Genomic DNA, 25,437 nt, shown 5'->3' with positions numbered 1-25,437 from the left:
ATGTGTGAAATCCTTCACAGCGCGCCCCCGGAGCCGGTGTGTTAAGAGCATCCGTTATTCAACACCTCGTGAAGAGGGGGGGAACATGCGGACACTCATCCTGATTGCCACGGCGGGCGCGCTCATCTCGTGTAAAGGAGGAGGCACGGCCAGCGCGGCGGACTGCTCCACGACTTCTTCGTCTTCGCAGGGGAGCACGGCGGGACTCACGTCCTTCGAGCAGGGCCTGGTGGGCCCGCTGCTCTCGGATGTGCGCGAGGGCGTTCAGCCCTACAACGATCAGAGCATCGGCATCTGCAAGGGCCAGGGCCGTGACTGCACGGAGTTCCTCGGCACCAACGCCGAGGACCTGCCGCCGGGCGAGTACATGATGCGCGCCGAGCTGAAGGTGCCGCGCGTGGGCGACAAGGGCACCTGGCGGGTGAAGTTCGAGGCCGAGTGCACCACGACGCGCAAGACCGAGCGCGGCGAGACGACCAGCACGAACACCACCAGCAAGGAGTACGACGTGCAGTACGCCGGCACGGAGCGCGGCTCGCGCCTGTCGCCGCTGTACACCATCCGGAGCCCGGATCCGAGCGGCGAGAAGCACTGCAACTACAAGCTCACCTCGCTCCACCCGGACCATCCTACGGAGTGGACGGGCAGCTGGTCGGTGCCGCAGGGCTGAGCCCAGGATGGAGAGGCCCTCGCGGGGAGATTCGCGTGGGGCCGGCGTGCGATAGTCCGAAGTTCCGGGCACCCGAGCGGTGCCCGAGAGCGAGGAAGACTCATGCACGCGTTTCAGAAGAAATCGTTGCACGCGGTACTTCTGCTGAGCCTGGGGGGCATTGGCTGCGATCCGTTCGACGAGAAGGACACCCAGGCCCCCACCAACGTCCGGGTGACGGGCGGTGTGACGGCGGGAGAGAGCGTTACCGGCCAGCGGACGCTTCAGGCCACCGCCGACGACGATTCCGGCAAGGTGTCCCGGATCGAGTTCTCCGTCTCCGGCAAGTCTGTCTGCATGGACGCGGCGGCCAAGAGCTCTGGCCAGACCTTCTCATGCACGTGGGACGCCTCGACTGAAGCCCAGGGGAGCCACCAGCTCACCGCCAAGGCCTTCGATGCGGCAGGCAACGCCACCACGTCCGAGCCCATCTCCTTCACCATCTCCGCCCCCAATCGCCTCCCCACCATCACCCAGGTGGCGGCCACGCCCACCTCCATCGACGAGGGCGCGAGCACCAGCCTCTCGGCGACCGCCAGCGACCAGGACGGCGATGCGCTCACCTACTCCTGGGCGCAGATTCCGGCCTCTCCGGCGGGCACCTTCAGCAACGCGACCGGGGCGACTCCCACGTGGAAGGCGCCCTTCCTCTCGAGCAACACGACCTTCGCCCTGCAGGTGACGGTCACGGATGCAAAGGGTGGCTCGGCCCAGGCCACGGTGGACGTGACGGTGGCCAACGTGCCCGCTCTCAACAACGCGCCCAACGTGGACGCGGCCATCACCATCTCCTCCACCTCGGTGATCGCCGGTGACACCGTCAACCTCTCCATCAACGCCAGCGATGTGGACGGGGATCCGCTTACCTACTCGTGGACCACGAGCACGGCGGGCCAGGGCACCTTCACGAGTACGACGGCTTCCTCGACCCAGTGGCGCTCGCCCGATATCAGCGCGGCCACGCCCTTCACCATCGAGCTCACCGTGTCCGATGGGGTCGACTCCGTGACGCGCACGGTGGACGTACAGGTCGCCGTTCCCCAGTACGCCCGGGACCTCCAGCCCATCTGGGACGCGCAGTGCACGAGCTGCCACAGCAGCGCTGGCCGCGGCGGATTGAACCTGCTTGCAGGCAGTTCCCACGCATCCCTCGTCAACACCCCTGCCGCTGGAGCCCCCTGCGGCCCCTCTAGCGGCGTCGTGCGCACGCGCGTGGTGCCGAACAATCCGGATACGTCCCTGCTGGTGAACAAGCTCGGCCCCACCCCCGTCTGCGGCATCCGGATGCCGCAGGGCAATGAGTCCCACTTCGACAACAATCCGGGCCAGCTCACCCGCATCCGCTCCTGGATTCTCGCGGGCGCGCCGAACAACTGAGGCCCCCACAAGTGCCTCCACTTCCGGAGCGGGAGCACGCTACTCTCGCTCCCCTCCGGAGGGCAGAGAGGCATGCGGCGTTTCGAGTTCGTCGAAGGCTCAGCGAAGAAGTTCTGGGAGATCGAGCTTCAGGGCACGGAGTTCACGGTGCGCTGGGGACGCATCGGGACCGACGGGCAGACCCAGCAGAAGTCCTTCGCCAGCACCTCGAAGGCTCAGGCAGAGCACGACAAGCTCATCGCCGAGAAGCAGAAGAAGGGCTACTCGGAGGTCGCGGGCGGTACCAACACCCTGGTGGCCGCGACCCCCGCCACCACCCCGAATCCTCCTGCCGATCCGGACGAGGTGCAGCAGACCACTCCAGCTCCCGCCCGGAAGAAGGCTGCCGCGAAGACGGCTTCCGCTCCGGCTCCTGACTCCGTCCCGGAGGCACCCGCGCCAGCTCCCGTTCCGGTGGCACCTGTGCTCTTCGACGCCCACTCGCCCATCGCCTGGAGCGAGTCCCTCGTGCAACGCGTGCATCCCCGGCGGGGAGGACTCCAGGTTCCGGTTCGTCCCCCCACCATCTCGAAGAAGACCTGGACCTCGATCCGGAAGGCCGTCGGGACCCCGCACGACAAGGTGGGCGAGTTCGCCGCGGAGACGAAGGCCGTCGAGATGCTGCTGCAACGCTTCGAGCCCGCCATCGGGACTCCCGAGGAGGACGCCGTCCTCCTCACCTACGTGCAGAACAAAGAGAAATACAACGACAAGACCCCCGCCGTTGAGCCCGTCGTCGACCTGCTGTTCTCCCTGGGAGGGCCCGTCCACGCGACGCGGGCCGTGCTCCTGTCGCTCGCCATGTACCTCGAAAACACGTCCCAGAGGCCCGTGGCGCGCCGGGGCACGAACCCCCACTGGTACAACTCCCTGAAGCAAGGGGCGCTGTTCGGCCTGCCCCGGCTGCGTGCCCTGCTCGCCACCCAGACCGATGATGCGGGCTATGCGGCCGCCCGCGACGCCGCCGCGGCCCTCCTGGAGCAGGCCACCGCCGAGCAGCGTGCGGGCGCGGCCTTCCTCTTCCCCACGGAGAAGGCCTGGGTCCGCGCCGAGGCCGAGGCCTACGCCAAACACCCGGACCAGCAGTCGGATCTCTTCCTCTGCTCGGTCTCGGACCGCGCCACCCTCGAGCTCATAGCGCCCTTCGCTCAGGGGATGTACCTGCTCGGCGGCTACCACCCCCGGGACTACCTGCCCTCGCTGCTCGACGGCGTGGGCGTGGATGCGGTCGCAATCCTCCAGGGCATGGCCACGCAGCAGTACTCCAATGCCGAGAGCCGGCGGAGCTGGGCGGAGCTCGTCTCCGTCATCAACACCGACGAGGCGATGGTGCTGCTGCTCGACCACCTCGAGAAGGATGTAACGCCCTACGCGCTCGAGGCCGGCCTCCGCTGGCCCGGCCGCGCGCTGCGCCTGCTGGTGCCCAGGGCTGCCCAGCGCGGCAAGGAGGCGGAGGCCCAGCGTGTGGTGCTCACCACGCTCGTGCGCCGCGCCCCCGAGGCCGTGAAGGCCGAGCTGCCCGGGCTGTCCGAGGAGGCACGCAAGCTCGTCTCCAGCCTCCAGCTGGTGTCCTCCGGCCCCGACGTCCCCGAGGCGCGTCCGGACCAACTGCCGCCCGTGCTCGCCAACCCGCCCTGGCACGCCGGGACGCCCGCCGCCCTCCCCGTCCTCGACGGCGTGTCACCGCCCGCGATTCCCGAGGCCCTCGTCTGGCGCGAGGGAGAGCGCGAGGCGTGGGCCCAGGAGAAGGGCTGGGAATACGGTGAGCGGTATTCGACCTATTCCCCGGCGCAATGGCAGGAGGCGCGCAAGACCCTGGCCCCGGGAACGGCCAAACCCCGGGCGAGCTTCTTCGTGTACGCCCCCGTGGAGCTCGCCCTCGAGCACATCGCGCACTTCGAGTCCGACCGCTGGGCAGATGAGATGTGGCTGCCCGCCATGGCCACGCACCTCGGGGCCGCGGCGCTCCCCGCTGTCCTCACGAGCGTCAACAACAAGGGAGGAGAGCAATACCGCCTGCTGTTGCCCTTCGGCGTCACACGGCTCGCTCCGCAGGTGGCCGAGGCCTTCGCGGGCTCGAAGAAGGCCCGTCCCCATGCCCGCGCCTGGCTGCTCCGCCATCCCGAGCACGCCACCACCGGGCTCCTCCCCGTCGCGCTCGGCAAGCCGGGGAAGAGCAAGGACGCCGCGTGCGCCGCGCTGCGCCTGCTCGCCTCCAACGGACACGAAGCCACCGTGCTCGACCTGGCCGGCCGCATCTCGCCCCAGGTGCGCGAGGCGGCCTCCCGGGTGCTCGCGTTCGATCCGCTGCTGCTCTTCCCCCAGAAGCTGCCGAAGCTGCCCGACTTCTTCGCCGCGGGAGGCCTGCCCAGGCCGCTGCTCGCCGATCGCTCTGCGAAGCTGCCTGTCGCGGCTGTCGAGACGCTCGGGATGTGTCTGGCCATCTCCTCCCTCGAGGAGCCCTATGCGGGGGTCGCACAGGTAAAGGCTGCCTGCGACCCCGCGAGCCTCGCCCGCTTCGCCTGGGGCCTCTTCGAGGCGTGGATGGTGGCCGGTGCGCCGCACAAGGAGTCCTGGGCGTTCCAGGCGCTTGGCCATCTGGGTGACGACGAGTGCGCGCGGAAGCTCGCGCCGCTCATTCGCGCCTGGCCTGGGGAGGCGGCTCACGCGCGCGCGGTCACGGGACTGGACGTGCTCGCGACCATCGGCACCGACGTCACGCTCATCTACCTCAACGGCATCGCCGAGAAGGTGAAGTTCAAGGGCCTTCAGGAGCGGGCCCGGGAGAAGATCGCGCAGATTGCCGAGGAGCGCGGCCTGACGCGGGACGAGCTCGCCGACCGGCTCGTGCCGGACCTCGGGCTGGACGAGAACGGCTCGCTCGCGCTGGACTTCGGCGAGCGCACCTTCACCGTCGGCTTCGACGAGCAGCTCAAGCCCTTCGTGAAGGACTCCACCGGCGCACGGCTCAAGGATCTGCCCAAGCCCACGAAGAAGGATGACGCCGAGAAGTCCAAGGCCGCCGAGGAGCGGTGGAAGGCGCTCAAGAAGGACGCGAAGACGGCCGCCGGCCTCCAGGTGCTCCGGATGGAGCTGGCCATGTGCGCCCGGCGCCGCTGGAGCGCGGGGACATTCCGTCAGTTCTTCGTCGAGCACCCGCTGCTCATCCACGTGGTGCGCCGTCTGGTCTGGAGCAGCTACACGGCCGACGGAAAGCTGGCCACTACCTTCCGAGTTGCCGAGGACCGGACGTTCGCCGATCTGAACGAGGACACGTGGACGCTCCCCGATGATGCGAGCGTGGGCATCCCGCATGCGCTGGAGCTCGATGCGCAGCCAGCGGGCGCCTGGGGACAGATCTTCGCGGACTACCAGTTGCTGCAACCCTTCGCCCAGCTGGGCCGCCCCACCTATTCGCCGACGGCGGAGGAGCGCACGGGCATGGAGCTGGCGCGCGTGAAGGGGCTGAAGGTGCCCACCGGCAAGGTGCTGGGGCTCGAGGCGCGCGGCTGGCGCCGAGGCCCGCCCCAGGACGCGGGCGTGGTGGGGTGGATGGAGAAGCACCTCGGCCCCGATCGCATGATCGAGCTGGACCTCGATCCCGGCCTCTACACGGGCATGCTCTCCGAGTCCCCCGAGCAGACGCTGGGCACCGTCACGGTGCGCAAGCCCAACACCTGGGGAAAGGAGGGCCGGTACCCGCTCGGGTCGCTCGACCCCATCCTCTTCTCCGAGCTGGTGAGGGATCTCGAAGGGCTGCGCCCCTCCTGATTGGAAGAGGCTGTAGTGAGCAACCGAGCGCTCCTGCGGTTCGCGAGTGCCGGCTGCTTAGATTTTGACCATGGAGATACCCGACCGCGTGGCACTGGGGCAGTTCGCACGGGAGCGTCACGTGCACTACGACGTCGAGCGCGAGGTGGTCGAAGGCGAGCACCGCGAGGTCGTCGGATTCCGGGTCCGGCTCTTCGCCGCGCACGGCAAGTCGGGGCCGGGGACGCCGATGTGCCCGAAGTGCGTCGAGCTGCTCCGCGAGCTGCAGTCGTTCGTGGAGCGGCTCGTCCTCCCGGGCGAGGCGGCGAGCCGCACGGAGATAGTTCCCGCGACGCCGGCGCTGTACGAGTCCGCGGAGGACCGGAACGAGGACGAGGTGGCGCTCACGGTGCACGTCCGCTGCCAGTCACCCGAACACCGGCAGCCGGGGGCTGGGGAGGACCTCTGCCTGCGCGACGTCCGGGAGCGCCTGGAAGCGGTCGGCGTTCCCCGGCGCTGAGGGCCTGATGGAGGTGGCCGGCGCGCTCAGACAAAGCGCCCCTCGGCATCCGCCCAACCGTCGCTGCGCGGCTCGACGGCGGCCCGGAAATGATCGTGGAACCACTCGCCGGTGATGTGCACCGCGTCCTCCCAAGCCCCCGGCTCGTGGAGGGTGCTGGAGGCGCCTGGAATGAGCCGCAGAGAATGCTCGCCCGCGAGCTCGCTGCTCAGCCGCTGAGCCTCCAGCAGCCCGTGCTCATCCTCGCTGCCGACGACGAGCAGGGTGGGCACCCGCACCCTCGCCGCAGCCGCCCCGGCCAGGGACGGGCGTCCGCCACAGCAGGCAATGGCGGAGAGCTCCGCCGGATGGCGCGCGGCAACCAGGAGCGAGGCAGGCGCTCCGCTGCCAGTCCCGAAAAGGCCGAGCCGCATTCCCTGCGTCTGCGCATCGCGGGCGAGCAGGGCGCACGTCCGCTCCAGCCGGCGAGCCGCACGTTGCAGGCGTGCCTCGTCATCCACCCCCCATCCGGCCTGCAGCCCCTCCTCGACTTCCGTCCAGAGCCCGAACAGGAGGCTGGCGAGGCCGCACTTCGCCAGCTCCTCTGCCAGGCGGACGGTCTGGCGCCTGTAGCGCTCGCTGGTGTCGTCGTTGCCCCAGACCACTACCCCCATGGGCCGCTCCGAGATGAAGAGCTGCCCCACCAGGGTCTCATCATCCTGCGGCAGCACCATCTCGCGCCTGAACACCGCCATCGTTCTTCTCCCGCGCAAGCTCCACTTCCAGCACCACGATTTGCAGCACCGTCAGAGTTGGCACGGCCACGCTTGCCCCCGCCACCCCAGCAGCCTGCTTCCCAAGCGGGAGCGGAATCAGGCTAGCGGCTGCCGGTTCTTCGGCTCCTCTCCCGTCGCCGCCAGCCAGGGGAGAACCTTCGGCGCGCGGTTCGGCTGACTGTCCTCGACTCTTCCTTGCGAACGGAGAATCATCAGCCGCCTACGCCTCGATGTGACCTGGAGACGTCCACCTTGAGCGCCCCCTCCCTTGTGAGAGCTCCCCATCCGGCACCGGCCGCCCGCCAGGCGACCTCCGAGCCCGTCAGCTCTGACCAGGAGCCCGTACAGCCGGAGGCGCCTGGTCACCTCTCCCTGGAGTCCCTGGAGTCCTCCGCGGAGCGCTTTGGCCATCGATTCGAGTCCGTGGCCGTTCGTTCCGCTCCCCTGACGGCGGAGTCCGCTCCGGTCCAGCTCGCGCGAGATGGAGCACGGGCCTCGAAGCGGCTCCAAGCGGTCCAGGCCGGAGCGCACCAGTTCCGGCTCCCCGACGTGCGACTCCCGCGCCCCACCGGAGGACGCCCTCTTCCCGAAGCGCTGCGCAGCAGGATGGAGCACTCCTTCGCGGCCGACTTCTCCTCGGTGCGGATCCACGAGGGGAAAGCCGCCTCGTCCGTGGGCGCCCTCGCCTACACCCAGGGAACTCACATCCACTTCGCACCCGGCCGTTACCAGCCGGACTCGGCCACGGGAGAACGGCTCATCGGACATGAGCTCGCGCACGTGGTGCAGCAATACCACGGACGCGTGGCGGTGCCCTCGGGTGAAGGCGCGCCGGTGAATACCCACCCGGGCCTCGAATCCGAGGCGGATCGGGCCGCATCCCAGGCCATCTCCGGCCAGCCTGCCCGCATTCCAGGCGCGGACCCCGGGGTGGTCATCCAGCCGTCACACGGGGCCGTCATCAACCGGGTCCACGACCTGGACGCGCTGTTCAACATCATCGACCCCAGCGACCCCGACCAGGTGTCGAAGGGCAACCGCTTGAAGCCCGCCGAGCTCGAGAGCCTCAAGAAGCAATACGACGCCATCGCGGCGGGAAAAAAGGGCGTGCAGCTCAGGATAGACGCCTCGGATCTGCCCGATGCCCGGGACCAGGACGCCTACCAGAAGCGGATGATGGGCAACATCGCCAAGATGATGCAGACGGAGTCAGGACGAACGCTCATCAATGCGCTCGGGCGCCCCGCCGCCAAACACACGACAACCCTCAAGCCCGAGGCGGATCCCGAGAAGTTCAAGGCCATCCCCACGGGAGCCACGGTGGCGGACAGGTTGGAAGGGTTCGCGAAGCCTGGCGGGCCGGGCCTGGGGAGCAACACGACCGTGCGCCACTCGGGCGAAGACACCGTCGTCCCGGATTCGACCGAGGGCTGGGCCCAGATGCCCGGCCATATCTCGATGTTCCATGAGCTCGTTCACGCGCACCACCTGACGACGGGGACCGCGATTCCTCGTGGCAGCACCATCCCCGATGGCATGGACAAGGGAGTCCCAGAGGAGGAGTACGCCACGGTGGGACTGAAAGGCCATCGGGGCAATCCACTCACCGAGAACGCCTACCGCGAGCAGCGGAGGCAACTGGGCGAGGTAGCGCCCGACAGGCCCTCGTACCGATCCCCCGCGCGGGAGCAGGCGAAGCAGGACAAGCTGATGAAGGCGTGGCTGGACGAGGCCTCGGGCCTGGTCGCCGCCATGAAATAGCCATCACTCCTTCAGGCCCGGAACACGCACCCACCGGGGAGAAAGGTCGTGAGACACCTCCCCCTCCCCGGCCAGATCCAGTTCTTCCCGGTGCCAGTGAGGCTCCCCATTCACGAGAGCCTGGACCAGGAGGGTGTAGTGCCCCTCCGGCAGCCTGTGGAAGATACCGGCGTTCGAGTTTCCCATCGCGAAGACCAGTTCCCTCAGCCGCTCGACCGCTCGAGGTGAATCCGGGAGGGGGATGCTTCCCTCCACGAGGTAGTAGCCGGCCATCGGCACTGGAGTCCCGCTCCACCGCAGCCGCAACGTGACCTCGGCCGGGCTCTGCGCGAAGTCGAGCACCACCAGGCCGCTGGCGGGAATCTCCACCTGCCGGGGGGGGACGTCCACATTGCGCGCATGGGTGGGACGCTTCGTTCGGACGATGACGGCGTAGGTGCCCGCGGGCAGGCCTCGTATCACGTATTCGTTCCCCACGACGCGCGCGCGCCTCGAGAAGCTCGGCGGCGACCAGGCGACGACCTCGAACCCGAACCCGCTCGAGAGGTACACCTCGCCCTGGAGCGTGGCCCCCGTCTCGAGGGCCACCGCCACCTCCGCCTGCCGCGGGGCGAGCGCCATCAGCGTCTGCTTGTAATCCGGGTGCCCCACACCAAGGGTGAGCGGACTCTCCTCCACGTGGGTCAGCGTGAAGGTCCCATCGTGCGCGGTCCTCACTTCGCCAACCCTGGACCGCAGGCTCAACTCCAGGTCCCTCGGGTCGTCATCCACGCGCACCTCCGCCCCGGCCACGGGCGCTCCGCTCACCGCATCCACCACCCTGCCTCGCACCTCGCGGCCCGCGGTGAGCACCACCTCTCCCAGCTCGGTATCCACCCCCTCCTTCAGCACGACCTCTCGTGTCGTACCGGCCAGGTTCGGGGCGGTGAAGACGAGCCTCTCTTCACTGCTCCGCTCGATGGGCAGGGCGAATGCGCCCTGGGGATCCACCACCTGCTTCTGGTTGATCTCGAAGCGCGTGACGGGGGTGCCATCCGGGCGCACCACACGCCCACGAAGCCGTGCGCGCTTATTGAGGACGATGCGCACGTCGGTGGCGCCAGCAACGGCCTTGACGCCCTGGAAGCCGTCCTCCTTGCCATCGAGCCCATTCGCGACCGGGTCGAAATCGTGGCCCTTCGCGCTCGCGCGCAACAGGTAGCGCCCGGCCGCGAGGTAGCGCACCTGGAAGCGGCCGTCGGCTCCCGTGCGAGGCTCTCGCTGCCGCCGCCGGTAGAGCATCTCCTGCTCGGGGTCTTCCAGCTCATCGGGCACGAGCGTGACGTCTGCTCCGGGAACAGGATTCCCGGCACCATCGACAACGAGGCCCGACAGTGTCAGTCCCTCGGGGAGCTGGAGCCGCACCTTCACCGGTTCCGTTTCTTTCACCTCGATGGGCCGGATGTGCTGCCGGATCTCCCCTCCCGCTTCCGACGACACCGTGACGAAGTGATCTCCAGGTACCAGGCCCTGCAGGGTGAAGCGCCCCCGCTCATCCGTGAGGGTCACCTCGGGCGTTTCGAAGCCATACCCGTGGGCATCCTCGGCGGGCTGCAACAGGACCTGGGCCAGGGGGACGGGGACCTCCTTCTCGTCCACCACCTCGCCCTCCACTCGCGCTCCGGCCCGCAGCATCAACTGGACTCCACTCGAGGGAGCCACGGCGGTCTGGGCCGTGGGGAGGAAATCATCGTGATGGGCTCGCAGGTGGTGGTTGACCGGCCTCAGGGCCTCGAGCACGAACGTTCCATCCTTGCCAGAGAAGGTGGAGTCCTTCCATGAGCGGCGATCTTCCCCGGTGGCCTCCTCTTCCAGCTCGAGCCTCACGCCCGAGAGGGGCTGCCCGGCGGCGTTCAGCACACGGCCCTCGATGAGGAGTGAGGGATCGATGGTGAAGTCCTGGTAGTTGGGCTCCTCTGCCGACACGTTCACGATGTGCGACGAGGCATGGTACTGCGGCGCCGCCGCGAAGAGGTGATACCTGCCGAGGGGAAGCGGTCCGAGCGTGTAGGTTCCATCCGAGGCGGTATGCGCGTCCTCCCTGTCGTCATTGCCGGATTCCGAGCTGAGCCTCACCCAGACTCTGGCGCCGGCAATGGGGTGGCCGGCCGGGTCGCGCACCGTCCCCGTCACCCGCGCGTCCGTGCCGAGTTCAAACAGGACATCCCGGGGCTCCCTCCCGGGCTCGAGAGAGGCACGACGGACCGCATCCAGGCCCGCGTGGGTGGCGATCACCTGATAGGTGCCCGGCCCCAGGTCCTCGAGGGTGAAGCGCCCCTCGGCGTCCGTGGAGGTGTGCCGCTGGTGCTTCTTTCCCTCGGCGAGTACCCGGGCTCCGGCCACGGGGCGGCCTTCCAGCAGCACCTGCCCCGTGAGCCGCAGCGGCCGGTAGAGCGTCACCTCCAGCTCACTGCTTTCGTCCACACTTTCGTGCCCGGGCAGGAAGCCCGCATGGGTGACGACGAGGTGGTAGCGCCCCACAGGCAGCGGTCCGATCCGCCAGTTTCCCCGGGCATCCGAGAGCGTATCGAAGAAACGGCTGGGCCCGTCGGGCAGCGCGGTGACGAGCGCCCCCGCGACGACGTTCCCATCCTCATCGTGGATGCGGCCCGAGAGGGTCATGCCCGGGACCCCCCACAGTTCGATGCCCTCCGAGCCCGCCGGGACGTTCTCGCGCAGGACGGTGCCGAAAGAGCCATCGGCCCAGAGCGCGTAGGAGCCCGCTTCCAGCCCCTCGAGGGAGAAGCGACCCTCCGCATCCGAGGTGGTGCGCGCATGAGGTGGGGCCTCGCCCTCACGCTCCACCACTCGCTCCACGAGTTGGAGGATTCCCTGGGCGCAGCCGCACTGGGGCAGCTTCTTTCCACGCTCGTCGTCGCAGGGACAGGACAGCTCGGAGAGTGTTTCATCCCGGGTGGGAGCGGTGGCCACGACCATCGCGCCGGCCATGGGACGGCCGTCGAGTCCCAGCACCGTACCGCGAATGAAGCTGCTTCCCCGGGACGAAGGCAGGGGCGCGGCGAGCAGCGCACTCACCGGAAGTGAGCGCGCGGTGGAGTCCCCCTCCGTTCGCGCTCCCCGCCCCTCAGAACCGGACGCCAGACCTCCCTGCTTCGAAAAGACATACCCGAGCGAGGCCACGAGCACGGCCAGCACCACGCCAAATCCCAGCCACCGACGCATATCCGTAGCAGCCCTCTCCGGCCCGAAGCTCCAGCCGCGTGAAACGGCCCTTGTGGCGGCGAGGTTGGCCCATCACCCCTGATGCTGTCCATCCATCACGGAATCACGATCGGCACATGCATGCTCTTGCCATCGTAGGCCGTGGCGCCGCAGCGCGCGTGAGCCCAGTCGCCGCCCACCGCGGAGCAGATGCGGAAGTTGCTGATGTTGGAGATGGCCACGTTGATGCCCGGGGTGTCGCAACGCCCGCTGTAGGTCCAGGAGAGGCTGCGGTTGACGGGGTTGACGCCGATGCACGGGCCAATCCACGCGCCCGTGTCGCGCCGCTGCACGTCGATGGAGTACTGGGCGCCCGTCTCCTCCTCGCTCCAGCTCAAGTCCACGAAGGGCGTGGTGCCCCCGGGAAGCTCCAGGAAGACGTCATCCGAGACGCCGTCATACGCCTTTTCGACAAAGGGCCCCCAGGTGCTGCTGTTCGAATAGAAGATGCGGAAGGCGGCGATGTCGCCCTTGTTCACCATGCGGCTGCTCGCGCTGGGGCACACCCCGTCGAAGACCGTCTTGTTCGCCGAGCCGATGATGCCGGCATAGATGCACGGGCCAATCACGGTCCCATCGCGCAGCACGAGGTCCAACGAGTAGTTGTACCCAGCCAGCCGCGTCCAGCGGAGATGAACCTGGTTGAGCGAGTGCATCGAGCCATCGGGCTTGAAGGCGATGCGTTGCTTGTAGGTGCTGCGCGAGGTGAAGGTGCCCGCGGGCTGGAAGGCGCCCTGGTGGAAGATGTTGAAGAACTCGCCGCGGCGGTCCACCACCACGTTGTGGCCGTGCGTCTGGATGAGCGCCCCAGAGTCATTGCGCATCGGCTGGGAGAGCGACCGCACCGCACGCGCCCGAGTGAGCGCGGGCAACGAGTCCGCCATGATGTACTTCATGGCGTACTGGCTGTTGTACCAGCCGGTGCTGAAGAGCAGATAGTAGAGGCCGTTGCGCTTGAGGAGCTCGGGAGCCTCGTTGATGGTCTCGTCCTGGGCGGGGAGCGTGTAGAGCGCCGGACCCGTGTGGTTGTAGACGGTGGCCGGGGCCGCGGTGTTGAACGAAGAGATGTTGTTGCCCCGGTCAAACCAGACATAGAAGAGCCAGCGGCCCGACGTGTCATTGAACGTGGCCGAGTCGATGCGGATGTTCCGGTTGCAGCCCTGCGGCGTGCAGGCAGAGCCGATGGTGGTGCGCGGATAGGTCGTGTTCGGATTGATGGGCTGGGGCGCACCGAAGTTGAGGTTCAGGTCGGGCGCCGAGGCCACGAAGGTCGTCACATCCTGGCCGGAAGCCGGACAGGCGGAGCCGTTGGGCACCCGCTGCGCGGAGAAGTAGAGGAAGTAGACGCCGTTGTTCTTGCCGAGATCCGGCGCCCAGATCATGCAGTAGTCGTAGGTCGGATCCGCGGCCGAGGGGTCGTAACCCCGCTTGAAGCGGAAGCTCGACAGATCATGGGTCTCGTAGATGGGCAGGGTCCGCGCGTCACCGGTACCGGTGAGGAAGAACAGATCATCGTTCTCCTTGTAGACGTCGGGGTCCGCCAGCCCTGGGACGAGCAGCGAGCGCGCGTAGAAGTTGGAGCCGCGCGTGGCGCACGAGGCTCCCACGAAGCCCTCGTCGCAGACACATAGAGCGCTGCCGGCGTTGTCCTGACAGACACCGTGTCCGCTACAAGTGACTCCGTCGCAGACCCCGAGCCCCTGCGAAACGGTCGAGGATGCATCGCCAGGCGCGAGCTCGGAATGGGTGTCCTCCGGGCCCGCGCATCCGGCGGCCACTGCGAGGGCGAGAAATGAGACGAGTGTCGTTGGGAAGCTGGGAAGCATGACTCTCCTTGGGGGCCAGGAGTCCGGCTGGGTTCCGGTGGCTCGTACAACGCCTTGTTCAAGGAATTCCAGTTTTTCTTGTTCCATGTGACAGCGACCACTGAGATTCGCCTGACACCTCCGCGGTGGCTCGGCGCGGAATGAACCACCGCGAGCGGACGTGCTTGTCTGCTCACTCCCCGGAGGAGAGGATGGCTCCGTCATGAGCAAGCCTGCTTCCCGCAACAGGGTCCTCCCACCCCTCCTCCTGTCGGTGCTCCTGCACCTGCTGCTCGGAGTCTGGCTGTGGTCGACGGAGCCATCCTTGTCGGCGGCTCGGCCCATGCCCGCGGAGTCGTTCACCGTGGAAGTGGAGTTCCGCGAAGCACCGGCCTCGGTGCCCGTGACCCCGTCGGCGCTTCCGGAAACCAAGACCCCGCCCACCCGGTCCGTCCCGCGCGCCGAGCGCCGGCAGAAGAAGTCAGGCCCCGTTGTCGCAAAGAGCCCCTCCTCCCCTCCTCCCGAGCCCGTGGAGAGGCAGCCAGAGCCCCTTGCCGCCGGAACAACGGACGCGACGAATGTGGAGGAGGTACCCCGTCGTGCGCCCATCCTCCTGCCCTCCTGGATGCAAGCGCCTGCCTCGACAGGCTCCCTGGCCGTGGCGCCGGAGCCCCGCGGCGGGCGGACGTTGCGCCCGGGCGATCCCGAGTTGCGGCCCGAGTCCAACGAAGAGGCCTCCGAACGGCTCACCGCCCAGCTGCAGGACTGGGCCGATGACGACACGGCCGGGGTGCGCGCCCAGGGCATCGGAGGGCATCCCTATCTGGGCGAGATGCGGGACTCGCTCGCGGAGGCCCTCGGACACACCGCCGGTGGCAAGCCCAAGGAGCTCGGCATCGACAATCCCATCGCGGGCCTGCTGAAGAACTACACGGAGGCCGCCGAGCAGTACGGCAAGACCGGAGGCCCAGGCATCACGCCCCCATCCACGACGCCGCTGCACAGCGAGCAACTCGCGGCGCGCTTCCGCGACGAGAGTGCGGCCAGGAGCATGATTGCCTCCGCACAGGCGCTCGAGACGCTCGAGGCTCTGGAGAGCCGCAGCGCGCTCCTCACGGTCCAACTGGAGCTGCGCCACTCCCCCACGGGAACCCTCCTCGGGTCGCGGCTCACGGAGAGCTCGGGCAACCGCCTCTTCGACGCCTTCGTGCTCAAGGTGGTGCCCGCCTCCCTGGGAGAGCTGAAACCGCCCCCGCCGGAGGTGATGCGGAACAAGGAGGAGCTCAAGACCCGGTGGCTGGTCGAGGGCTGGCACCGTCCGCCCAAGGGGCTGTCGCAGTCGATCGCGTCATCCCTCGCCTCGGGCCAGCTCATGCTCTCCCCCTTGGCGTTGCTCCCCTCAGCCCAAGACGAGGAGGCCGAGTTCGAGTACCGGGTGCGCCTGACCAGGCTCTACTGACACGACTTCCTGGCCGCAACGGCTACCGTACGCGCCCGGTTTGACGCCGGGAGCAGTAGCCCCGCCGCCAAGCGCCATCTCGCGGCGGGGCACCGCACGGGCTCAGTTGCTGATGATCAACTGCGTGTAGGTGACGCTGACGTTGTCGATGCGGTAGGTGGTCGCCAGGGCAGCATTCTCTCGCACCCGGAAGCGCAGCCGCACCGTCTTCCCCTTGAACGCCGTCAGGTTCACGGTGCGCTTCTGATACCCATAGAAGGTGTCACCGGTGCTGATGTCGTCATTGGCATCGATGACCTCCAGGACCTGCCACTCGCCATCCGGCAGCACCTGCGCCTCCATCTGGAGCTTGTCGGTACCTCCAACGTTGTCCTCATCCGTGTCGATCTGGACGCGGTAGCTCCACTGCGCGCTCAGGAGGCCCGCCGGCAAGCCCACGATCTGGGAAATGAAGCCTTCCTGCTGGATTCCCTTGCCCCCCAGGCGGCCGTACCGCTGCCCGAGGAAGGCGTGGTTGACGCCCTCGGAGTCGGTCCCCACCGAGGCCGAACCGCTGAGGAGCCAGGACGCGGGCCCCGCCTCGAAATCGCCATTCACCAGCGCCTGATTGACGCCCTTCAGTGTCAGCGTCACCGCGGGCGACTGTCCCACGAGGGCTCCAGCGTAGTCGTACACCCGGGCCACCACGGAGGTGCTCCCCGTGGGCCAGCCCTTGGTGGAGACGACGGCCATGTGCGACCCCCCGCTGGAGGTCGTCGTCGCCTTCACCTCTCCGCCCACCACGTATTCGACCTTCCGGATCCGGTGCGGCGCATACCCGCTGAGTCCCATGAACGTGAAGCGCAGGGTCTGCTCGTCCTCATTCAGCACGAGCGCGGGGGCACTGACTTTGATCGGCGCGGCGTAGGTCAGGCTCACGCTGTCAACGCTGAAGTCCCACTCCCCCGTCCCCGCGCTGGACACGAAGCTCAGCTGCACCGTACGGCCCCGGAAGGACGCCAGATCGAACCAGGCCCGCCGATAGGAACGAGCCGCCGGGAAGTAGTTCACATCCTGCCGGTCGTAGGCGGCCAGCACGGTCTGCACGCCCGTCCCCTGCTCCTTGACCAGGACCGACAGCTTCGCGGCCTCCGTTGCATTGGGCTCGACACGGTAGCGGAAGCTCAGCGGCACGGACGTGGCATCCGCGGGAATGAGCACCGCCTGACTCAAACTGCCACTCGCGCTGAAGTTCGAACTCCAGTTGCCCATGAATGGCTTCGGGCGCTTGCCCGCGTGCTTCGCGAGAACCCCCGCGCTGGCCGACCAACCGGTGGTGCCCGCCTCGAAGGTGCCGTTGGTCAGGAGCTGGTTCGCCCCCACCAGCACCATCGACAAGGTCTTCTGCGCGGTCTTGAGCGTGCGATCCTCCGCCGTCACATAGACCGGATGCGAGCCAAGGCTCAGCGAGCTGAGATCCAGATAGGCCTGGAACGGTGCGAAGTCCGAGACGCTCTCCTTCGAGCCGGCCTTGAAGCGCGTCCGGAGCACCCCGGTATCGTCCGCGACGGAGGCCTCGACGAACGCTGTGCCTTCGCCTTCGTCCACCGTGGCCACGTGGGTCTCGACAATCTCCGGCACCGTGTTGTCGGTCGCCACATACCCCACCCTCACGGCACCGAAGGCATCCTTCACGGCGTTGTGCACGCGGCTGCCTTCACCGTAGAGCTGCTTCGCGGCCGACAGGTAGGCCGCGCGCAGGTCGTTGAAGCCCGGATCCTTCGGGAGATAGGCCGTGGTGGCCAGATACCAGAGATCACCCGCCCGATCCGCGCCAATCCCCGCCATGCCATTGGGGAGGAAGTTGCTGTACAGCGTGGAGTTCGGATTGCTCGAGGCCCCATGCGCCAGGAAGACGAAGGCATGGCCATAGAGCGTGCCGATGACGTGCTCCGGCTCATAGCTGATGTTCGACCACCAGTACCGCAGGCCGGTCCGCACGTCCCCGTTCTCGTTCGGCTCGGGGTATCCCTCCGGGTCGACCATGCGACGCACCCAGTTCCACCCGGCGCGCGTATCCGGGACGCGAGTCCCGAGGCCTTGATGACCGTGGGTATAGAACTCGACCAGGGAACCGAGGATGTCGCCGTGCCCTTCGTTGATGCCGTCGGAGAGGGGTCCACCCCACTTCCCCAGCTCGTACTGCCAGAGGCCATGGCCGAGCTCATGAGCGATGACCCAGAGGTCCGTCAGCGCCGGAGTCCCTGGCAGCGGATCTTCGCCATCGCCGAAGTACGGTGCCTGGTAGTAGTTGTTCCAGTGCGCATCGCTGTAGTTGTGCCCGTAGTGAACCCGGGCCCTGATCGCGGAGCCCTTTCCATCGAGGCCCTTCCGGCCGTACACCTTGTGCAGCAGATCCCACGTGCGTTCGATCGCATAGGCCACGTCCACGGCCGAGGTCTCTCCGCGTGCACTGGCAGTGGCGTCGCCGTCCTGGAACTCCGCACCATCGCCCCAGTCGTTGTCCTTTCCCGTGTACAGGTAGGACTTCCCCAGCCGGCCCTTGGTCCCGTTCCTCAGATCTCGAATCTGGTTGCCACCGCGGAAGGGATCCTGCAGTTCGTGTCGGTTCTCCCCCGTGTTGTAGCGGGTGCTGAGCTCGACATCGCCGTGTTGGTACGAGTGGCCCAGGCTCGTGACCGCCTGGCCGGCATGGCGCACGTCCTGGCGCTGGGAGATGAGCCGGCCCGTCTCCGCGTCGATGACCACCTGCACGGGGGCATCCACGAGCACGGGCTTCGATGCCGGAACCCGGCTGCCACCCCGCTCCGGCTCCAGATCGTCCAACGAATACGCGTCGACCGCGCGCGAGGGAGCTGGCGAGGGTGGCACACCCGTGGGTGCATCCCCCGACGGGGCCTCCGGCACCTCTTCCTCCTCCGGCGCGACCCGCGCGAGATAGACGAGGCGATAACCGGCGATCTCCCGGCGCGCCTGCTCGCTGTTGGTGACAGCGCCGGTGGCGTCCGGCTCGAACCACTCTCGCTTGAGCGGCTCGATCGCCAGCTCCACTTCCGTGATCAGCGGCTCGGTCGAGGGCAGTCCGGAAGCCGCGATCGCGAGGCTCCTCGCCTGGGCCTCATCGATGGTGGGCTCGGTATCCACCGAGAGGAACGGCGCGAGGTAGTACGTCTCCGTCGCGCTCGTCCCATCGCGGTGGGCGACCATGCCAACCCCCAGCACGGGAAGGCCGCGGTGGTACTGCTCGAAGCGGAAGTGGGCCATCCCGTATGGGTCGAGCTGGGCCTGCATCACCCGCAGCTCGTCATCGGGACCAAGCCCCAGGCGAGTACGCGTGGCATTCAGCTCCGCCATCACCTGCTCGGCCTGGACGCCCAATGACAGCCCCAGCCGCTCCAGCTCCGCGGCGCTCAGCTTCGGACGCAAGGGCGCATCGGGCTCGACGGAGGTGCTCGAGCCAGGAGGGGGGGTAGAGGTAGCGGCGCCGACGACCTGCGTCGTGCCCAGGGCCCAGACGAGAGGAAGCAACACGCCTCCCGTCCGGAGCACCCGCCTGGGGTGCCGGTTCAGACTCTTGCGATTCATGGTGGGTCTCCGCCCGCGAGAGCGCGGGCCTGGTTGCAGAAGCCCTTCAGCGGCCTCTTCACCCGTCCAGACGCACTTGCTCCGGACTATTCCGAAGATTTTTCGACGTGGGGTTCGAGGTCCTCGGAACGCCCTCGAAAAATCGGGGAGAAAAAATCCCGGGAACAATCCCCGGGCGGTGCGTCTGGACCGATGAGACCTCTGACGCACCTCACTAGACGCACCTCACTTCCTCATGATCTGGCTCGCCTCTTCCAACGGACGGGAATTCTTGACTTCCCGGAAAGACAAGGTAGACCGTAGCGCTCGCGTGAGGGCCCCTGTTCAAACCCGGAGCGAGGATGAGGCGCTCCGCCTGGCGAAGCGCCTCCCCGCCTACGAACCGGGGTTGCTCGAGGTGGCCCGCCACCTGTGCGGAGATGCCTCGGAGGCGAAGGACCTCGTTCAGGACACCTTCGAGCGAGCGCTGCGCAGCTCGGAGTCCCCTCCTTCCGAGGAGCGCCTCCGTGCCTGGCTCTTCACCATCCTGAGGAACCTGTTCCTCGATCGCTGCCGGCGGCAACGGGCCCGGGCGGAGCGAGAGGAGCCCTTGGGTCCAGAGGTCGAGGAGTCCTGCCCATCGCCGGAGCCCGGCCCCGAGCCCTCCTGGACGTCCATCACCACCGACCAGCTCCGCACCGCCCTCGGTGGACTGAAGGAAGACTTCCGCCGCGTCTACGAGCTGCACGAACTGGAGGGCCGCACATATGAGGAGATCTCCCGCCAGCTCGAGATTGCCCGCCCCACGGTCGGGTCGCGGCTGGTCCGCGCCCGCCAACGGTTGCGAGAACTGCTTGCGCCCATGATCGGAGCCGAGTCGGAGGTGTCGCGTGACTGACGCATGCCAACGGGTCCACGCCCTCGTGGACGGCGAACTCGCACCCGACGAGGCCCAGCGCGTCCGGCTGCATCTGGCCACCTGCGCCGTGTGCCAGGACGAGCTGGGACGGCTGCTTCAGCTCAAGGCGCTGGCGCAGGAGCTCGTGGCACCGGTGGCGCCGGGCGCCCCGAGCACTCCTCCCAAGCAGTCCCGGGCCTTCCAACCCCGGTGGAGCCGGTATGCCCGGCATGGCGGACTCGCGGTGCTGGTGACGGCCATCGCTTCCGCGGCACTCCTCTTCGTGCTGCCCCAAGCGCGTGGCCCACGGGCGGAGCTGCTGTGGAGGACGGGTGCTCCGACGCGCTCGCTCGAGCTGCGCTCCAGCTATCCGGGCGCGGACCTGTACCACCCCTATGACACGCTGCGCGCGGGAGGGCCGGGAGCGCAGGAGGTCGTGCCGCTGTCGGAGATGGCGCGGCTCGAGGAGGCGGGAGACCTGCGTGGGATTGCCGCCGCCTACCTGCTTCGGATGGACGCGGAGTCGGCGGCCCCGTACCTCGCGCGTGCCGGGGACTCGCCAGACGTGGAGACGGATCGCGCGGTGGTGGACCTGCTGCGCGGCGACACATCCGAGGCACTGCGGCGGTTGGATGCAGTGCTGCAACAAGCGCCCCGCCACTCACAGGCGATGTGGAACCGGGCGCTGGCGCTGACGCGGCTCGACCTGGAGCTGACCGCGGCCGAGCAGTTCGAGGCGGTGGCGGCCCTCGGCGAGCAGGGCTGGGCCGAAGAGGCACGACAGCGCGCGGAAGCGCTGCGAGCCCACGCCACCCAAGGGCAGGAGCACTGGCAGGGCGCGCTGAAGGCGGGGGAAGCGCTGGTGGCCCATGCCTCCATTCCCTCCGCCGAGCAGCTCCAGCAGACCCCCGGTCTCTTCCGGCTCTACTTCTACGATGCGCTGCGCACCGCGCGAACGGTGGAGGAGTTGCGCGCGCTGTTCCCCATGGCCGAGACCCTGGACGCGCTCCAGGGCGGCACGGTCCTGCGTGATGCCGTCCGCGGTGCCGAGAGTCGGGATCTCCGCCGCCGCGCTCCGCTGTCGGAGGACTATGCGCGCCTGGTCCGCCGGGAGCCGATCCCGGGTGGGGTGCCGGCCTTCCTCGAGCGGCTCCGCGCCGCCCGGGAAGACAACCTGCTCCTGGGCGCGCTGCTGCACGCCGGGACGGTGGCCGCGAACCTGGAGGAGTACCAGCGTCTCGCCACGGCCACGCGAGATCCCTGGTTCCTCCTGCTCGCGGAGCACGAGCAGGCGAAGGTGCTGTTGTCTCGCGGCGAGCTGCTCCAGGCGGAGCAACACCTGCTCGCGGCGCTGAAGCAGTGCGGGGAGTCCCCGGTGGCCTACCGCTGCGCCCAGATCGAGCGAGAGGTGGCCACGCTCTACCGGCAGCTCCACCGGCCAGCGGAGGCGGTGCAGCATGCCCAGGCGGCCTGGCGATGGAACCGCAAGGACGGCGCCTGGGGACTCGATGGCCTCGTGCTGCTCGAGCTGGGGCAGCTCTCCCGCTTCCGGCACCAGCCCGCGCTGAGCCGCGCCTACCTGCACGAAGCCCTCGCCCGCGAGCCCAGGCGCTGCGAGCTGCGACACTTCGTCTTCGCGAACAGCGCCTCCGCGCACCTCAATGCGCTCGAAGTGGACGAGGCCCGCGGGGACATCGACGCGGCGCTGAAGTGCCCCGGCACCCTGTCTCCCAGCGGCGCACAGGCGCTGGCCGATCTGGCGCGCCTGCGGCCGTCACCCGGGGACGCCGAGCACTTCACGAAGGGAGTGGCGAAGCTTCGTGCCTCCGGGAGCCTGAACGCGGGGCAGCTCGCGCTCCTGACGCAATCCGAGGGGCGCTTCCTCATCGAGCAGGACCGCCCCGCGGGGGAGGCGCTGCTGCGGCGCTCCCTGTCCGAGGCGGCCCAGCTCCCGCGCTGGAACGTGGACGCGCGCAAGGCACGAGCCTACAGCTACGCGTCCCTGCTGTTCGCGGCGGGGAAGGCCCGGGAGTTCGATCGGGTGTTCTCGCTCCTCGCCGAGGAGCTGGGGGGCGCGCTGCCAGAGCAATGCATCCTGGGTGTCGCACTGGATGTCGAGCGCACACTGGTCGTCGTCCGCGGCGTGGACGGGCAGCTTCATGGAAGGTACGACGATCGCCGCACCGGACCGGTGGGGAACGTGGCGGGACTGATCCCCGAGGAGCTGCTCGCGCCGCTGCGGGCGTGTGAGCGAGTCGTCGTGGCCGCGCGACCGCCGCTCCACGGAAGGTCCGGAATGCTCCCCCCGGACATCGCCTGGAGTTACTTCCTTCCGCGTCCGAAGCCCCAAGCGTCTCCCGCGGTGCCCGCGCGCCGCCTGGTGGTGGCCAACGTGGAACCGCCCCCCGGGCTAGCGCTCGCCCCTCTGAGGGGCTGGGGACCACCACCTCCAGGAGGGATGCTGCTCTCCGGGGCCGCGGCGACCCCGAGCCGCGTGCTGGAGGCGATGGCGCGTGCAACGGAGGTGGAGATCCACGCCCACGGGCTCGTCAACCTGGGCATCTCGGACGCCTCGCTCCTGGTGCTGACGCCCGAGTCGGACGGACGCTACGCGCTGACAGCCGGCGAGGTGCGGGCGCGGCGTCTCGAAGGGGCGCCCCTGGTCATCCTCGCCGCGTGTCGAGCGGCGCATACGGCTCCGACGTCCCATGAGCCCTTCAACCTTCCCGTCGCCTTCCTGGAGGCGGGGGCTCGGGCGGTGCTGGCGGCCACGGTGGACATTCCAGATGAGCAGGCCGTGCGTTTCTTCGAGGCGGTGCGGGCCCGAATCCAGGCGGGCCAGCCCGTGGCGGTGGCGCTGCGCGACGAGCGCGTGTCGTGGCTGAAGCGCAGCGGATCCGAGTGGGTCCAGGCCGTTCTGGCCTTCGAGTGACAAGGAGATCAACGATGAGAAAGCCTCTGCTGCTGGTGTGCCTCCTCTTCTTGGGAGGCTTTACCTGTGGACCGGGAACAGACACCGTCGTCCAGAACGCGGGAAGCACCCGGAGCCCGCTGGTCACTTCGCTGCCAGCGATCCAGGACTATCTCGCGGGAGATCCGCTGCCCACGGGTCCGATCACCCACCTGGTGGTGGCTTACTGCAAGAACCTCGGCGACTTCATGGCCGTGGGAGTGAATGCCTCGAGCAATACGGTGATGTACCGGCTCCGGGCAAACGATCCCACGACCACCTCACGCTTCCTCTCGGTCGCATATGGTGCCGGTGTGCCCGTCACCGTGTACACCGCGAATGTCCTGGTGCCAGACGAAGAGGTGGAACCGTCGGTGCCAGGCACGCCGGACCTGCCCATCACGGGAGTCATCTTCCCTGTCTGCACCAGCGAAGTGGGGGATCCCCTCCCTCCCCGGCCTCCCCCGACAGGTCACGAGGCGTCGCGGTGGCAGATCTTCACCGATCTCGCGATCGATACGTCCAGGGTTCTGCATCGGGTAGCGCGCCCGGTTCCTTCCACGGCCCCCTGATCACATACCTCCCGGCCCCGAGAGTCTCGGTGGATGGTTGGGTCGGCGAAGCTGTGTGTCGCCGACCCAACGGGTCTACCTGCGCGCGATCGTGCTATCGGCGCTCAACCATGGCTGGGACGTAGCGCTTACGGCGTAGAGCAGGTGCGGTTGATGAACGTGCCCGACAGGGTCTGCCAGAACGTCACGCGGTAGTACGCGTACGGCCCCCACATCACCGGGCTGCTGTCGCCGTAGCAGGTCGTGATGTGGACCGTCTGCCCATAGGCCCCCGTGTTCGACCGGTACAGCACGCCATCGATGTAGATCCGCGTGTCCGCGCCCGAGAACATCGAGAGCAGCGAGCCGTCCCAGGTCGGAGCCCGCGAGTAGGGATCCCAGCATTGAAAGCGATACTTATTGTCACTGCAGAGGAAGTACTCCGTGATATCGGCCGGACCGAAGCCGAGCAGATCCTGCACCACCACGCCGTCCACGAAGGTCACTCTGCGCGCGGAGCTCTGGGTGGCCGCGTCGTAGTTCTTGATGTCCTGGATGGTATTGAACGGACCGCTCCCCTGCATCGTGGAGATGTCGCCCGCTCCCTCAGCGCGCTGCGCCGACTGCTCGGCCTTGGCCGCTGCTTCATCGGCCTCGGTTCCTGCCAGGGCGGCGCTCGCCAGCAAGGAGGTCAGGGAGATGCCCGCGATAATCGTTGCTCTCATCAGATGGTTTCCTTTCAAGGGCCTGCTGTCAGGCGCTCTGTCTGGTTGTTCGGCGCTCCGGTTCGGCTCTTGGAGTGCACGAGATTTCCCCCAATGAATGGAAACACAGGGTAAGCAGGCTACGCAGAAAGAACACATCTTTCGTTTGAGGCAAAAATTTGCGGCGCGGTTGTGGTCACGCCCCTGTCACAGACGCGCTTCCGCAGGCGATGCGCGAAAGGTGTCTCGTTTGTTGGACCGACCAACGCATTCCGTGAATGGTCTCTCATCCTGGTCACTTACTGATATGAGAAAGTGACCCACCTAATTCCCGGTGCTCCCCTCCCGCTGAAGCCCGCGTTGCTCAACGCGTGTGGGGGGGCTTGCTGGTCGGCGGGCTCGAGGGCGCGCGCAGCTCCGTGCTGGTGTTGCGCCGCAGCGGCAGCACATCGAGCGCGATGACAATGACCGTGTTGAGGTTCTGGATCTTCTCTGGCACGGCGAGCATTGACTGGAGGCTGAGTCCCCGCCTGGCGACGACAACGACGACCTGCTGCCCCGCTTTGTTCTCACCCAGGCTGACGCGCTCGATGCCCTCCACATGGGTCAGGAGCCGTCGCGCCTCCTCCACCGCGGCCATGGCCTGCGTAGGTCCCGCGGCGCCGCTGGGCGGAACGGAGGGCAACTCACGCAGGTAGGTTCCCATGGGCTTGCCCGTGGCGAGCAGCCCCGAGGCGCTCGTGGGCGCCGAGGGAGGGCGCGCGGGAACGGAGACGGGCGGGGCGACGGGCGGTCCCGGTTGGGCCGGCAGGCTCTGGGCCCGTGGAGTCTCCACGAGCTTTCGCTGAGTCCCGAAGATGCTCCGCTGGGGATTGGCCTGCGCTGCCTTCTGCGCCTCCGCGGTGAGGTGTTGCGCGGACGAGCCTCCCCTGGCACCGGAAGACTCCACGCCGTCCGTGCTCGCGCCCCGCTGCTTCGTCTGCCCAAATTCGAGGTTGCCCCTGTTCCGGAACTCCTCGAGCCGCCGCCAGGCCTGCTCTTCCGTGTCTCTTTTGTCCTGATGTCCGGTGGAGACGTCCGCGCCCTCTTCGAGTCCGCGCTCCTCTTCGTCCAACTCATTGATGCCGGTGTTGACCCCCGGATTGGCCTGACCCCGGGCGGTGCGTCGCCGCTGCTCCAGGGGTCGCGGTCGCGCAGTGCTGTGGGGGCGGTGCAGGGGGGGATGGGTTATCTTCTTCACGAGATGTGCTACCTTCCCAGGCCCCATGGGAGCCAACGACGGCGGTGGTGGATACGATTACGGAAATTGCCCCTGTGCCGGGTTGTACGAAGGC

15 protein-coding genes are annotated in these 25,437 nt (G+C 68.1%); 9 read left to right on the top strand and 6 right to left on the bottom strand.

What is annotated here, in order from left to right; translation table 11 throughout:
* Nucleotides 1-85: 85 nt before the first annotated feature.
* The 4 genes from OV287_RS26595 (at nt 86) to OV287_RS26580 (ending at nt 6,395) form a co-directional block, all read left to right on the top strand.
* Complete coding sequence (locus tag OV287_RS26595) at nt 86-670, top strand: hypothetical protein (protein ID WP_267536844.1); 585 nt, start codon at nt 86-88, stop codon at nt 668-670.
* A 102-nt stretch (nt 671-772) separates the two neighbouring features.
* Entirely contained in the window at nt 773-2,086 is a 1,314-nt protein-coding gene (locus tag OV287_RS26590) for a PKD domain-containing protein (protein ID WP_267536843.1), read from the top strand.
* Nucleotides 2,087-2,158: 72 nt separating this feature from the next.
* The gene (locus OV287_RS26585) at nt 2,159-5,896 is read left to right on the top strand and encodes a WGR and DUF4132 domain-containing protein (RefSeq protein ID WP_267536842.1); all 3,738 of its coding nucleotides are present in this window, start codon (nt 2,159-2,161) and stop codon (nt 5,894-5,896) included.
* 70 nt (nt 5,897-5,966) lie between these two features.
* The gene (locus OV287_RS26580; protein ID WP_267536841.1) at nt 5,967-6,395 is read left to right on the top strand and encodes a hypothetical protein; all 429 of its coding nucleotides are present in this window, start codon (nt 5,967-5,969) and stop codon (nt 6,393-6,395) included.
* A 26-nt stretch (nt 6,396-6,421) separates the two neighbouring features.
* Here the strand turns inward: OV287_RS26580 and OV287_RS26575 are convergent, their stop codons facing one another.
* Nucleotides 6,422-7,129, bottom strand: a complete 708-nt coding sequence (locus OV287_RS26575) for a dienelactone hydrolase family protein (protein WP_267536840.1) — start codon at nt 7,127-7,129, stop codon at nt 6,422-6,424.
* A 273-nt stretch (nt 7,130-7,402) separates the two neighbouring features.
* Between OV287_RS26575 and OV287_RS26570 the strand changes: the two genes are divergently transcribed.
* Entirely contained in the window at nt 7,403-8,911 is a 1,509-nt protein-coding gene (locus OV287_RS26570) for an eCIS core domain-containing protein (RefSeq protein ID WP_267536839.1), read from the top strand.
* A 3-nt stretch (nt 8,912-8,914) separates the two neighbouring features.
* Here the strand turns inward: OV287_RS26570 and OV287_RS26565 are convergent, their stop codons facing one another.
* Nucleotides 8,915-12,133 (bottom strand): carboxypeptidase-like regulatory domain-containing protein, encoded by a 3,219-nt coding sequence (locus tag OV287_RS26565; protein WP_267536838.1) that lies wholly within the window; start codon nt 12,131-12,133, stop codon nt 8,915-8,917.
* A 95-nt stretch (nt 12,134-12,228) separates the two neighbouring features.
* Complete coding sequence (locus OV287_RS26560) at nt 12,229-13,779, bottom strand: glycoside hydrolase family 43 protein (RefSeq protein WP_267536837.1); 1,551 nt, start codon at nt 13,777-13,779, stop codon at nt 12,229-12,231.
* A gap of 421 nt (nt 13,780-14,200) precedes the next feature.
* Here OV287_RS26560 and OV287_RS26555 point away from each other — a divergent pair, with 421 nt between their 5' ends.
* Nucleotides 14,201-15,436, top strand: coding sequence for a TonB C-terminal domain-containing protein (locus OV287_RS26555; protein ID WP_267536836.1), 1,236 nt, complete (start codon nt 14,201-14,203; stop codon nt 15,434-15,436).
* Nucleotides 15,437-15,538: 102 nt separating this feature from the next.
* Here the strand turns inward: OV287_RS26555 and OV287_RS26550 are convergent, their stop codons facing one another.
* Nucleotides 15,539-19,021 carry a M4 family metallopeptidase gene (locus OV287_RS26550; protein WP_267536835.1) on the bottom strand — a complete coding sequence of 1,161 codons (3,483 nt, stop codon included), beginning with the start codon at nt 19,019-19,021 and terminating at the stop codon, nt 15,539-15,541.
* A 310-nt stretch (nt 19,022-19,331) separates the two neighbouring features.
* On the opposite strand from OV287_RS26550, the gene OV287_RS26545 reads away from it, so the two are divergent.
* The 3 genes from OV287_RS26545 to OV287_RS26535 are packed head-to-tail and all read left to right on the top strand — an operon-like array spanning nt 19,332 to nt 23,420.
* On the top strand, nt 19,332-19,898 hold the full coding sequence (locus OV287_RS26545; RefSeq protein ID WP_267536834.1) for an RNA polymerase sigma factor: 567 nt from the start codon (nt 19,332-19,334) through the stop codon (nt 19,896-19,898).
* Complete coding sequence (locus tag OV287_RS26540; RefSeq protein ID WP_267536833.1) at nt 19,891-22,830, top strand: CHAT domain-containing protein; 2,940 nt, start codon at nt 19,891-19,893, stop codon at nt 22,828-22,830. The genes OV287_RS26545 and OV287_RS26540 overlap by 8 nt, the downstream gene beginning before the upstream one ends.
* Nucleotides 22,831-22,844: 14 nt before the next feature.
* Entirely contained in the window at nt 22,845-23,420 is a 576-nt protein-coding gene (locus OV287_RS26535) for a hypothetical protein (protein ID WP_267536832.1), read from the top strand.
* 128 nt (nt 23,421-23,548) lie between these two features.
* Here the strand turns inward: OV287_RS26535 and OV287_RS26530 are convergent, their stop codons facing one another.
* A complete protein-coding gene (locus OV287_RS26530; protein ID WP_267536831.1) occupies nt 23,549-24,124 on the bottom strand; it encodes a hypothetical protein in 576 nt (191 codons plus the stop codon).
* A 343-nt stretch (nt 24,125-24,467) separates the two neighbouring features.
* On the bottom strand, nt 24,468-25,343 hold the full coding sequence (locus tag OV287_RS26525; protein WP_267536830.1) for a hypothetical protein: 876 nt from the start codon (nt 25,341-25,343) through the stop codon (nt 24,468-24,470).
* Nucleotides 25,344-25,437: the final 94 nt, after the last annotated feature.

Source organism: Archangium lansingense (genome assembly GCF_026626635.1).
GTDB classification, from domain to species: Bacteria; Myxococcota; Myxococcia; order Myxococcales; family Myxococcaceae; genus Archangium; species Archangium lansingense.
The sequence above is the reverse complement of the archived record's forward strand: the minus strand, read 5'-3'. Positions and strand labels throughout refer to the sequence as shown.